The 10,912-nt window shown below is 76.1% G+C and carries 15 protein-coding genes and 1 pseudogene; 8 read left to right on the top strand and 8 right to left on the bottom strand.

From position 1 onward, the window contains the following. The 3 genes from VF468_08365 to VF468_08375 form a co-directional block, all read left to right on the top strand. Positions 1 to 558 (top strand): formaldehyde dehydrogenase, glutathione-independent (locus tag VF468_08365; protein ID HEX5878320.1); only part of this gene is annotated, 558 nt, incomplete at its 5' end. A 93-nt stretch (positions 559 to 651) separates the two neighbouring features. After that, positions 652 to 915 carry a hypothetical protein gene (locus VF468_08370; protein HEX5878321.1) on the top strand — a complete coding sequence of 88 codons (264 nt, stop codon included), beginning with the start codon at positions 652 to 654 and terminating at the stop codon, positions 913 to 915. Continuing rightward, a complete protein-coding gene (locus VF468_08375; GenBank protein HEX5878322.1) occupies positions 828 to 2,093 on the top strand; it encodes a S8 family serine peptidase in 1,266 nt (421 codons plus the stop codon). The genes VF468_08370 and VF468_08375 overlap by 88 nt, the downstream gene beginning before the upstream one ends. A 369-nt stretch (positions 2,094 to 2,462) precedes the next feature. Here VF468_08375 and nadA read toward each other — a convergent pair whose 3' ends face one another. From nadA to VF468_08390, 3 genes are all read right to left on the bottom strand, one after another. Continuing rightward, positions 2,463 to 3,602 (bottom strand): quinolinate synthase NadA, encoded by a 1,140-nt coding sequence (gene nadA, locus VF468_08380; protein ID HEX5878323.1) that lies wholly within the window; start codon positions 3,600 to 3,602, stop codon positions 2,463 to 2,465. A 93-nt stretch (positions 3,603 to 3,695) separates the two neighbouring features. After that, on the bottom strand, positions 3,696 to 4,565 hold the full coding sequence (locus tag VF468_08385; protein HEX5878324.1) for a maleylpyruvate isomerase family mycothiol-dependent enzyme: 870 nt from the start codon (positions 4,563 to 4,565) through the stop codon (positions 3,696 to 3,698). Next, complete coding sequence (locus VF468_08390) at positions 4,454 to 4,765, bottom strand: hypothetical protein (GenBank protein ID HEX5878325.1); 312 nt, start codon at positions 4,763 to 4,765, stop codon at positions 4,454 to 4,456. Before VF468_08390 ends, VF468_08385 begins: the two co-directional genes overlap by 112 nt. A 67-nt stretch (positions 4,766 to 4,832) precedes the next feature. On the opposite strand from VF468_08390, the gene VF468_08395 reads away from it, so the two are divergent. The 5 genes from VF468_08395 (at position 4,833) to VF468_08415 (ending at position 8,463) form a co-directional block, all read left to right on the top strand. Further along, positions 4,833 to 5,957, top strand: coding sequence for a glycerate kinase (locus VF468_08395; protein HEX5878326.1), 1,125 nt, complete (start codon positions 4,833 to 4,835; stop codon positions 5,955 to 5,957). A 47-nt stretch (positions 5,958 to 6,004) separates the two neighbouring features. Beyond that, entirely contained in the window at positions 6,005 to 6,508 is a 504-nt protein-coding gene (locus VF468_08400) for a YbaK/EbsC family protein (GenBank protein HEX5878327.1), read from the top strand. A 68-nt stretch (positions 6,509 to 6,576) separates the two neighbouring features. Then, positions 6,577 to 6,924, top strand: a complete 348-nt coding sequence (locus VF468_08405; protein HEX5878328.1) for an iron-sulfur cluster assembly accessory protein — start codon at positions 6,577 to 6,579, stop codon at positions 6,922 to 6,924. Between the two features lie 51 nt (positions 6,925 to 6,975). After that, positions 6,976 to 7,665 carry a hypothetical protein gene (locus VF468_08410; GenBank protein HEX5878329.1) on the top strand — a complete coding sequence of 230 codons (690 nt, stop codon included), beginning with the start codon at positions 6,976 to 6,978 and terminating at the stop codon, positions 7,663 to 7,665. Positions 7,666 to 7,686: 21 nt separating this feature from the next. Continuing rightward, on the top strand, positions 7,687 to 8,463 hold the full coding sequence (locus VF468_08415; protein HEX5878330.1) for a class I SAM-dependent methyltransferase: 777 nt from the start codon (positions 7,687 to 7,689) through the stop codon (positions 8,461 to 8,463). Here VF468_08415 and VF468_08420 read toward each other — a convergent pair. From VF468_08420 to VF468_08440, 5 genes and pseudogenes are all read right to left on the bottom strand, one after another. Further along, positions 8,460 to 8,624, bottom strand: coding sequence for a ClpX C4-type zinc finger protein (locus VF468_08420; protein HEX5878331.1), 165 nt, complete (start codon positions 8,622 to 8,624; stop codon positions 8,460 to 8,462). The genes VF468_08415 and VF468_08420 overlap by 4 nt on opposite strands. Further along, positions 8,622 to 8,744 (bottom strand): annotated as a pseudogene (locus VF468_08425) (ClpX C4-type zinc finger protein). The gene VF468_08420 and the pseudogene VF468_08425 overlap by 3 nt, the downstream one beginning before the upstream one ends. A 15-nt stretch (positions 8,745 to 8,759) precedes the next feature. Next, positions 8,760 to 8,999 (bottom strand): sulfurtransferase TusA family protein, encoded by a 240-nt coding sequence (locus VF468_08430; GenBank protein HEX5878332.1) that lies wholly within the window; start codon positions 8,997 to 8,999, stop codon positions 8,760 to 8,762. Further along, on the bottom strand, positions 8,996 to 10,171 hold the full coding sequence (locus tag VF468_08435; protein ID HEX5878333.1) for a cysteine desulfurase family protein: 1,176 nt from the start codon (positions 10,169 to 10,171) through the stop codon (positions 8,996 to 8,998). The genes VF468_08430 and VF468_08435 overlap by 4 nt, the downstream gene beginning before the upstream one ends. A 44-nt stretch (positions 10,172 to 10,215) precedes the next feature. Beyond that, positions 10,216 to 10,912 (bottom strand): aromatic amino acid lyase (locus VF468_08440; protein HEX5878334.1); only part of this gene is annotated, 697 nt, incomplete at its 5' end.

A 10,912-nucleotide genomic window follows, 5' to 3' on the forward strand; every position in this document is an offset into this window, starting at 1 on the left:
GTCATCGTCGGCGACATGCAGACCGACCGCCTGGCCCAGGCGGCCAGCTTCGGCTGCGAGACCATCGACCTGTCCGCCCACGACGACCTCCGCGAGCAGCTCCAGCAGATCCTGGGCGGCTCGGGCGAGGTCGACGCCGCCGTCGACTGCGTCGGCTTCGAGGCCCGCGGCCACGGCGCCACCGGCTCCCAGGGCGAGGCCCCGGCGACCGTGCTCAACTCGATCATGGACATCACCAGGGCGGCCGGGCGGCTCGGGATCCCCGGGTTGTATGTGACCGGCGACCCAGGCGCGGTCGATGAGCCGGCCAAGGTCGGGTCGCTGTCGATCCGGATCGGGCTCGGCTGGGCCAAGTCGCATGCGTTCCAGACCGGCCAGTGCCCGGTGATGAAGTACAACCGGCAGCTGATGATGGCCATCCTGCACGACAAGGTGCAGATCGCCAAGAACGTCAACGCGACCGTGATCCCGCTCGACCAGGCCCCCCAGGGCTACCAGGAGTTCGACAAGGGCGCGGCCCGCAAGTACGTCATCGACCCCCACGGCATGGTGGCCTGACCAGCAAGCCGATACGGCGGGGCCGGGGCTCCTCCCGGCCCCGCCGTGCTCGTAGGATCGTCCGGTTGGCGTCACGGGGGAAGGAGCGGGGGCATGGCGGCATCCGGGTCGATCGGCAGGGTCACCGGGCAGGTGGAACGCATCCTCGACGAGGACCAGGCGGCACGCATCTCGGTCATCGTGCGCATGGCCGACCCCGACGAGGAGTCCAGGGAGCTGGTCGCCGCGGCCGCCGAGGCCGTGCGGGTGCGGCCGCACGGTCGCCCCAGGTGGCCGGCCTGGCCGCCCAGGTCCCGGCGGCCGGCGCCACCCCGGCCAAGCTCCGCGACCAGGGCGAGGCGGCGTTGCGGCCGCTGATGGCCGCCGGCCCGGTCAGGCAGACCATGGGCGACGACCGTCCCCGGGGCGCCGCCCCGGCCACGCCGCTGCCGGTGGCCCGCTCGGCCGTGCTCCATCTGCGCCGCGACGACCTGGCCGCCCTGCCCGAGACCGTCCCCGAGATCCGTGAGGTCCTCCCCAACCGGGTCCTGCGGGTGCCACCGGTGGTGGAGGTGCGCAACCTCCCGGCCACCGTCGAGGACAACAAGTCGAGCTCCTGGGGCGTGCTGGCCATCAACGCCCTGGCCGTCTGGGGCGCCCACGGGGTGCGGGGCGCCGGGACCAAGGTGGCGGTGCTCGACACCGGGGTCGACGACACCCACCCCGACCTCCTGGGGAAGGTCCCGGACTGGGCCGAGTTCGACGAGAACGGCCAGCAGGTGAGCGGGTCCCAGCCGCACGACAGCGACCGCCACGGCACCCACGTGGCCGGGACGGTGGCCGGTGGCGACGCCAGCGGCCAGTGGATCGGGGTCGCCCCCGAGGCCGAGATCGCGGCCGGCCTCGTCCTCGAGGGCGGGTCCGGCACCGACGCCCAGGTGCTGGCCGGCATCAACTGGGCGGTCGGCACCGGCGCCGACGTGGTCAGCATGTCGCTGGGCGGCCTGACCCTCGGCCCCGACATCCCCAGCACCTATACGGCGGCCATCGTCACCTGCCTGCGGGCCGGCATCCCGGTGGTCACCGCCATCGGCAACGAGGGCGAGCAGACCAGCGGCTCGCCAGGCAACGACCTGTTCGCCTTCGCGATCGGCGCGACCGACCATCGCGACCTGCCGGCCGGCTTCAGCGGCGGCCGCACCCAGGTCATCCAGGAATCGGCCTTCATCCCGCCCGACGCCCTGCCGCTGCCCTACTCCAAGCCGGACGTGAGCGCTCCCGGGGTGGCGGTCGTCTCCGCCGTGCCGGGCGGCCAGTGGGCCGCCTTCAACGGCACCTCGATGGCCACCCCGCACGTCTCGGGGGCGGTCGCCCTGCTGCTCTCGGCGACCTCGATCCGCAGCCAGCTCCAGGGGGCCAAGCGGGCCTTCCTGATCCAGGACCTGCTGGCCGGCTCCGTCGAGGAGCTGGGCGAGTCGGGCCAGGACCACCGCTACGGGTTCGGGCGCATCGACGTGCTGCGGGCCATCGGGTTCGCCAGGGAGGGCGGCTTCTGATGGGGGACGACCCGGCGGCCAAGATCACCGACCCGGCGCTGCTGGCGGCGATGGCCGCCGGCGACGACGCGCCGCCGGTGAGCGTCCTGGTCGAGGTCGACGTGCCGGCCGCCAGAGTCCGGTTCCGCGAGGACCCGGGGAGCGGCCGGCGCGTCCCCGCCGAGGTGCTGGCGCCGACCCCCGAGGAGCAGGACGAGACCGACGCCACGACCGCCGAGGCCGGGCGGTTCCTGGAGGAGGTGCTGGGCGGGACGCCGGTCTGGCTGGAGGCGGCCAACGCCTTCGTCGCCTCCGCCACCGGGTCCCAGCTCGAGGAGATCGCCCGGTCGCGGCTGGTCAAGGCGATCCACCCCAACCGCCGGCTGGGGCCTAGCCGGGCAGGGCGAGCATCCGCTCCAGGGCGACCAGGGCTTCGGCCCTGGTCGCTTCGTCGACCCGGACCCGGTTGGGAACCCGGCCGGCCACCAGCTCCTCCAGCGCCCAGGTCAGATGGGGGAGGTCGATGCGGTTCATGGTCGAGCAGAAGCAGACCGTCCGGTCCAGGAAGGCGATGGTCTTGTCCGGGTGCTCGGTGGCCAGCCGGTGGACCAGGTTCAGCTCGGTGCCGATGGCCCAGGCCGACCCGGGCGGCGACGCCTCCACCACCTTGATGATCCGCTCGGTCGAGCCGACCTCGTCGGCCTTGGCGACCACCTCGTGGCGGCACTCGGGGTGGACGAGCACGCGCACGCCGGGGATGCGCTCGCGCACCCGGTCGACGTGCTCGGGCAGGAAGCGGTGGTGGACCGAGCAGTGCCCGCGCCACAGCAGCACCTTGGCCGCCCGGGCCCGGTCCGGGTCGAGGCCGCCGTCGTCGCGGTGCGGGTCCCAGACCGCGCAGTCGGCGGCATCCAGGCCCATGGCCAGGGCGGTGTTGCGGCCCAGGTGCTGGTCGGGGAGGAACAGCACCCGCTCGGCCCGCTCGAACGCCCAGGCCATCGCCTTGGCCGCGTTCGAGGAGGTGCAGATGGCCCCGCCCTGGCGGCCGGTGAACGCCTTGATGGCGGCCGAGGAGTTCATGTAGGTCAGCGGCACGACCCCGCCGGGCACCCATTCCTGGAGGATCTCCCAGGCCTCGTCGACCTGGGCCCAGGTCGCCATGTCGGCCATGGAGCAGCCGGCGGCCAGGTCGGGCAGGACGACCTGCTGGTGGTCGCCGGTGAGGATGTCGGCCGACTCGGCCATGAAGTGGACCCCGCAGAAGACCACGAACTCGGCCTCGGGCCGGGCCGCGGCCTGCTGGGCGAGGCGGAAGGAGTCGCCGCGGGCGTCGGCGAAGGCGATGACCTCGTCGCGCTGGTAGTGGTGGCCGAGGACGAACGCCCGCTCGCCCAGGGCGGCCCGGGCCGCCCGGGCCCGCTCGACCAGCTCGGGGTCGGACGCCGGCGGCAGGTCGCCCGGGCAGGTGGTGCCCTTCTCGGACGCCCGCTGGGGGCCGAGCAGGTCGAGGAACACGGTGCTGGAGGCCATCGGTCGCTCCGTCGCCGGGACCCCGTCGCCGGGATCGTGAACGCGCGCACATTCTAGCGGGTGGGTAAGCCCACCGCCGTCCGGTCGATCGGGTCAGCTGACGCTGCTGAGGGTGGCGGCCACGTCGGCGGCCAGGGCGCCGTCCCCCTCGGCCCGCCAGGGGTCGGTGGTGGTGCGGCCGGCGGCGCGCAGGACGAAGGCCAGGGGGTCGGCCTCGAGCACCAGGTCGGGGGCGGCGTCCGGGCCGGGGCGCTCGCCCGCGGCCCCGCCCAGCAGCCAGCGGCCGTCGCCCAGCCGGAGCAGGATGACCGCGCCCGGGTGGGCCCGGCCCCGGCGCGACAGACCCCCGGGAATGGTCCGGGCGGCCAGGTCGGCCAGGAAGGCCAGGGTCGGCTCGTCGATCTCGAACCGGGCGCCGGTCGCCTCGGCCACGTCGCGGCCGTGGTGCCAGGCGTCGTTGAGCCGCAGCACGCCGAGGGTCTTGATCGAGACCATGCCCGCGACCCAGGGGACCCGGGCCCGCCATCCCTCGCCGTCAAGGGCGGCCAGGTGCCAGCGGAGGGCGTCGGCGGCCGCCTCCCAGGCCTCCAGCCGGGCCTCGGGCGGCTCGCCCCGGTGGGCGGCGACCCCGGCGGCGCTCCAGTCGTCGAGCGACCCGGAGAACGTCCAGCCGCCCCGGGCGGCGGCCAGGGCGTCCCGGTCGCTCTCGGCCAGGTGGGCGACGACGTCGGCGGCCGACCAGGCCGGGGTGGCGGGCACGTTGCGGTCCCAGTCGGGCGGGGCCAGCCCGGCGAGCAGCCGCCCGACCCGGCCGTGGGTCGTCTCCAGGGCCTCGACCAGGGCGGCCGTGGTCAGCTCGATCGGTCGCTCCCGGGCAGCAGGGCCGCCGTGACCCCCCAGGCCAGGGTGAGGACGCCCAGCAGCACGGCCGAGCTGAACCAGGCCGCCTCGCCGGTCACCCAGCCGGCGACGGCGAACACCACCCCCGACAGCCCGAACCCGATCGCCCCGGCGCGGGCCCGCGACCGGGTCAGCTCGCGGAGCTTGAACGGGTTGAGCAGCCGGACCCAGTTCCGCCGTGTCCGCTGCGGCGCCGCGACCCCCGCCTCCGGGCGGGCCGCCGCGGCGGCCGTGCGCTCCCGCGCCCGCGAACGTCGTCCCATGCCCGGCCTCCCTCCGTGGCCCGCTGCCGCCGCGCCCATCGTAGCCGGGAGCGGCTACGATCCGCGCATGCGTGTCGTCGTGGCCCCCGACAAGTTCGAAGGCAGCCTGAGCGCCGGCCAGGCCGCCGCCGCCATCGAGGCCGGCCTGCGCCGGGCCCGGCCCGACGCCGAGGTGATCCGGCTGCCGCTCGGGGACGGCGGCGCCGGCACCCTGGAGGCGCTGGTGGCGGCCGGGTTCGAGCGGGTGCCGGTGCGGGCCGCGGGGCCGACCGGCGAGCCGGTGGAGGCGGCCATCGCCGTCGACGGCGAGCGGGCCTTCGTCGAGATGGCCGAGGCGTCCGGGCTCAAGCGCCTCCCCGGGGGGCGGCGGGCGCCGCTGGAGGCGACCACCTGGGGGACCGGCGACCTGCTCCGGGCCGCCCTCGACCACGGCGCCCGTGAGGTCGTCCTCGGCATCGGCGGCAGCGCCACCACCGACGGGGGCGCCGGCATGGCCGCCGCCCTCGGGGCCCGCCTGCTCGACCGGGACGGCGCCGACCTGCCGGCCGGCGGGGCGGCCCTGCTCCGGCTGGCCAGGATCGATGTGTCCGGCCTGGACCCGCGCCTCCGCCGGGTCCGGGTGACGGTGGCCTGCGACGTCGACAACCCGCTGGTCGGTCCCGAGGGTGCCGCCCACGTGTACGGCCCTCAGAAGGGGGCCGGCCCCGGCGACGTGCTGGTGCTTGACTCGGCCCTGCGGCGCTTCGCCCAGGTGCTGGCCGACGACCTCGGCCTTGACCTGGCCGCCGTCCCCGGTGCCGGGGCCGCCGGCGGGCTCGGCGCCGGGGCGATCGCCTTCCTCGGGGCCGAGCTGCGCACCGGCATCGAGCTGGTGCTGGAGCTGGTCGGCTTCGACCGGGCGGCCGCCGGGGCCGACCTGGTCGTCACCGGCGAGGGCAAGCTCGACGCCCAGAGCCTGCGCGGCAAGGCCCCGGTCGGGGTGGCCAGGGCCGCCGGCGCCCACGGCGTCCCGGTGGTCGCCCTGGCCGGCGCCGTCGAGGTCGCCGACCGGGAGCTGCGGGCGGCCGGGTTCGAGGAGGCCCATGCCCTGCTGGAGCTGGAGCCCGACCCGCGCCGCTCCATGGCCGAGGCCGCCCCGCTGCTGGAGCGGCTGGCCGAGCGGGTCGGGCTCGCCTGGGCGTCCCTACCCTGAACCCACCACCTTCCACGTCCACATGGAGAAGCGAGGCTGATGCGCGCATGAGCGAGGACCTGCCGAGGGCGGCCGCGGCGGTGGTGGCCGCCGGCCGCTCACACGGCCTGGAGCTGGACGTGCGGGAGTTCCCCTCCGGCACCCGCACCGCCGCCGACGCGGCCAGGGCGATCGGCTGCCAGGTCGACCAGATCGTGAAGTCGCTGGTGTTCGTGGCCGACACCGACCCGGTGCTGGTGCTGACCTCCGGCGGCAACCGGGTCGACGTGGTCAAGGTCGGCAAGGAGCGCTCGGCGGCGGTCGTCCGCAAGGCCGACGCCGGGGAGGTCCGGGCGGCCACCGGCTACGCCATCGGCGGCACCCCGCCGTTCGGCCACGCCCGCGACCTGCCGGTCCTGGTCGACCGCCACCTGACCGGGTTCGAGGTGATCTGGGCGGCCGCCGGCACCCCCCGCCACGTCTTCCCGATCGCCCCCGCCGACCTGCTCCGCGCCACCGGCGGCCAGGTCGCCGACGTGACACTTGTGGAAGACGGCCCACCGGCGGGGTAGCGGCCGCTATCATGGCCCAGGACGCCAGCCACGCCGGCGTCCTGGCATGACAACGCGAAGGAGCACGGATGTCCGAGGTGACCCAGGCAGGATCGGTTGTCGCGCTCAGCGAGGCGGCCGCGACAAAGGTCCGCGACCTGCTGGCCCGTGAGGGCCGTGACGACCTCGCCCTGCGTGTCGCCGTCGAGCCGGGCGGCTGCTCCGGGCTTCGCTACGCGCTGTTCTTCGACGACCGCTCCCTGGACGGCGACGTCCGCGGCGAGGTCAACGGCGTGGCCGTCGTGACCGACAAGATGAGCGCCCCCTACCTCAGCGGCGCCTCCATCGACTACCTCGACACCCTGGAGAAGTCCGGCTTCACGATCGACAACCCCAACGCCGCCGGCTCCTGCGCCTGCGGCGAGTCGTTCCACTAGCGCCGGTCGGGCCTCCATCTGCTGGTCGTCCGGCGGCACCGGAGGCCCGCGATGGAGGAGACCGACAACACCGGGAAGACCGCCGACCGCCCGTTCGGGCCGGACGGGGCCACCATCCTTGCCACCGAGCATTGGAGCCTGCTCGGGACGCGGTCGATGATCTGGAACGAGGCGATGAGCCGCACCACGGTGTTCCTGACCGTGCTGTCGGCCTCGATCGTCGCGCTCGCCCTGCTGGCCGACGCGACCGGCTTCGGGGGGCGCACCACCATGGTGGCCCTGGTCCTGCTGCCCGTGGTGTTCCTGCTCGGCCTCGCCACCTACGGCCGCCTGGTCCAGATCAACAGCGAGGACGTGGCCATCACCCTGGCCATGAACCGGCTCCGGCACGCCTACCTGGTGATGGCCCCCGACCTCAAGCCCTACTTCAGCACCGGCCACCACGACGACGAGCAGGGGATCGCGACCACGCACCTGCTCGGCATGGGCAGCGCGCTGCAGACATGGCCGCACTTCCTGGTCACCACGCCGACCATCGTGGCGACCGTCGACGCCGCCGTCGCGACCGCCATCGTCGTGCTGGCGGGGCTGGCCGCCGAGGCCCCGACCGGCGCCGTCGCGGCCGCCGGAGCGGTGGCGTTCCTGGGCACCTGGGGAGCGCTGTTCTCCCTGCAGCGGCTGAACCTGGGGGTGCTGCGCCATGCCGGCGCACGCTTTCCCACCCCACCGGACGAACCCTGAACCAGCGGGTCCTCTGATCGCATGGGCGGCTACGCCTTCGGCGACTCCGGGCCCGCGGCGCGGCGCCTCGACCTGCTCGCCGCCCTGTTCGAGCCGACCACCCACGCGTTCCTGACGCGGTTCGCCGGGCGGCCGCTCGACCTGGCGGTCGACCTCGGGTGCGGCACCGGGCACACCACCCGGCTGCTCGCCTCGGTCCTGGGGCCGCGCCGCACCGTCGGCCTCGACCAGTCGGCGTCGTTCGTCGCCCGGGCCACCGGCGCGGCCCCGCCCGGGGTCGGCTTCGCCGTCCACGACGTGACCACCGTCCCGTTCCCGGCCGGCCCGGCCGACCTGTGCTTCTGCCGCCTCCTGCTCAGCCACCTGCCCGACCCGGCGGCGGTGCTGGCCGCCTGGGCGACCCAGCTCGCCCCCGGCGGGCTGCTGCTGGTCGACGAGGTCGACCGGATCCACACCGCCGACCCGGCCCTGGCCGGCTACCTGGAGGTGGCCGGGGCCCTGCTCGCCTCCCGCGGCCAGACGCTGGAGGTCGGGCCGCTGCTGCACCGGCTGCCCGACCCGCCGGGCCTGGCCCGCCGCCACGACCGGGTCGCCACCCTGGCCCCGCCCGCCGGCCGCGCGGCCGCGATGTTCGCCGAGAACCTGGCCGTCTGGGGCGGCCAGGCGGTCCGGGACGGGGTCGCCGGCCAGCGGGAGCTGGACGCCCTGGGCGCCGACCTGGCCACCGTCGCCGCCGGCGGGCGGGCGGCCACGATCACCTGGGAGCTGCGCCAGCTCACCTGGGAGCGGCAGGCCTAGCCGGCCTGCTCCTCGGCGATGATCTCGTCGCACAGGTCGAGGCAGTCGTCGCAGACGGCGTTCGTCCCGTGCCCGGCCAGCGGGTCCTGCCTGGGCGTCGACCTGCCGCAGAAGCTGCAGGCGCGGCCCGGGTCGGCGGCCGTGGGCCAGGTCCGGGCCAGGGCGACGCAGCCGTCGCAGACGTACACCCCGGGCCCGGCGATCAGCTTGGCGCACTGCGCCCGCGACCGGCCGCAGAACGAGCAGCGGAGCAGCTCCCTCCAGCTGGCCTCGTCGTCCATGCCCGGATGGTACGCCTAGTGGGCGCGGCGGACCTGGAACACCCAGCCGCCCTCGGGACGGTCCTGCTGGCCGAGGAGCTGCTGGTCCTTGAGGCGGCACCAGACGGGGATGTCGACCCGGGCGCCGGGGTCGTCGGCCAGCAGCTCGACCACGCCGCCAACCTCGACCGAGGCCACCGCCCGGGCCAGGCGCACCACCGGGATCGGGCAGGCCAGCCCGAGGCAGTCCACGGTGGTCGGCGGGGCGGCGCTCACTGGCCCTCCGCCGCCCGCTCGACGGCCCGGGTGTCCAGCTCGGCCATCTCCCGGAGGTCGGCCACGGCGGCCGGCAGCACCTCCAGGAGCCGGTCGACGTCGGCCTCGGTGGCGTCGTGCAGGAACGACACCCGCACCGAGCCGTGGGTGATGGCCCCCATGGCCGCCAGGACGTGGGAGGGCTCCTGGGTGTCGGCGGTGCAGGAGGACCCGGAGTGGACGGCGATGCCCTTGGCGTCGAGCAGCAGCAGCAGCGCCTCCCCCTCGATGTACAGGACCGAGAACGCCACCAGGTGGGGGAGGCGCCGGCCCGGGTCGCCGTGGACGACCACCTCGGGGATGGCGGCCAGGCCGTCCAGCAGGCGCCGGGACAGGCCGGCCAGGCGGTCGTGCTCGCCGGGGGCCTCGGCCACCCGGGCGGCGACGGCGGCGGCCATGGCGGCCGCGCCGGGCAGGTTCTCCATGCCGGCGCGGCGGCGGCGCTCGCGCTCGTCGCCCACCAGCACCGGCCGCAGCCGGGCCCGCCGTGAGGCGACCAGGAAGCCGGTGCCGGGCGGCCCGTAGACCTTGTGCCCGCTGGCCACCAGCAGGTCGGCGCCGAGGCCGGCCATGTCGACGGGCAGCCGGCCGACGGTCTGGCAGGCGTCGACCAGCAGCAGCGCCCCCCTTGCGTGGGCCGCCTCGGCCGCCTCCCGGACCGGCTGGATGGTGCCGACCTCGTGGTTGGCGTGCTGGAGGCAGACCAGCAGGGTGTCGTCGCGGACGGCAGCGGCCAGCTCGGCGGGGTCGACCCGGCCGGTGTGGTCCACCCCGACCTCCGTGACCTCGAACCCGTTGGCGGCCAGGGCCCGCGCCGGGGCCAGCACCGAGGTGTGCTCGACCACCGACACGACCAGGTGGCGGCGGCGCCGCGCCGCCCGGGCCAGCCCGGTCACGGCCAGGTTGGCCGCCTCGGTGCCGCCGGAGGTCAGCACCAGCTCGTCCGGGGCGGCCCCGACCGCCGCCGCCAGCCGCTCCCGCGACCGGTCCAGCAGCATCCGGGCCCGCCGGGCCCGCCCGTACAGCCGCGACGGGTCGCCGAAGCCGTCGGCCGCCTCGGCCATCGCCTCCCGGGCCAGCGGGTGCAGTGGCGTGGTGGAGGCGGCGTCCAGGTAGGTCTCGGCACGGCTCATCGCAGTAACAGTAGCGCCGCCGGCCCGCCCCGCATTCCCGGCTTCTACGGCAGGGGCAGCTCGTCGCGCTCCAGGACCCCGATCAGGCGGTCCAGGTCGGGGCCGAGGGGGCGGTCCCGGCCGACGGGAGCGACCAGCTCCCCGAGGCAGGCGGCGAGCGGGGCCAGCCCGGGTGCCGGGGTGGCCCCGGGGCGGCGGAGCCACCAGGCCTGGCGGGCGGCCAGGAGCTCGCAGGCGACCACCTCGCGGGTCAGCTGCTCGACCCGGCGGAGCTGCTCGGCCGCCTCGGGGGCGTAGCTGGCCGCGTCCTCCTGGCCGAGGGAGGTGTCGGCCTGGCCGACCGAGGCCGGGGTGGCCAGGCGGCGGGCCTCGTGCAGGGCCCCGACGGCCCGCTTGTGGATCACGACCAGGCCGGTCACCGGCCCGGGGTCGGGGCTGAGCTGGTCGGGCAGCCCGCTGAAGCGGCCGTCGAGCAGGCGGTGGAGGCGCTGGCCGGCCAGCTCGGCCGCCTGGACGAGCGCGACCGCCACCCCGTCCATGCCCGCGGCCAGTCCGGCGGCGTGGAACCCGCCCCCGGCCACCACCCGGCCGCCGACCACGGCGGGGGAGTCGGTGACGGCGGCCAGCGCCCGCCGCACGTCCTCGTCGAGGCGGCCCAGCGTCCGCCGCAGGTGGGCCAGCACCTGCGGCGCCACCCGGAACGACACCGGCGCCTGCCGCCCGGGCCCGTGCCCGCCCTCC

Source organism: Actinomycetota bacterium (assembly GCA_036280995.1).
Taxonomy (GTDB): Bacteria; Actinomycetota; CALGFH01; order CALGFH01; family CALGFH01; genus CALGFH01.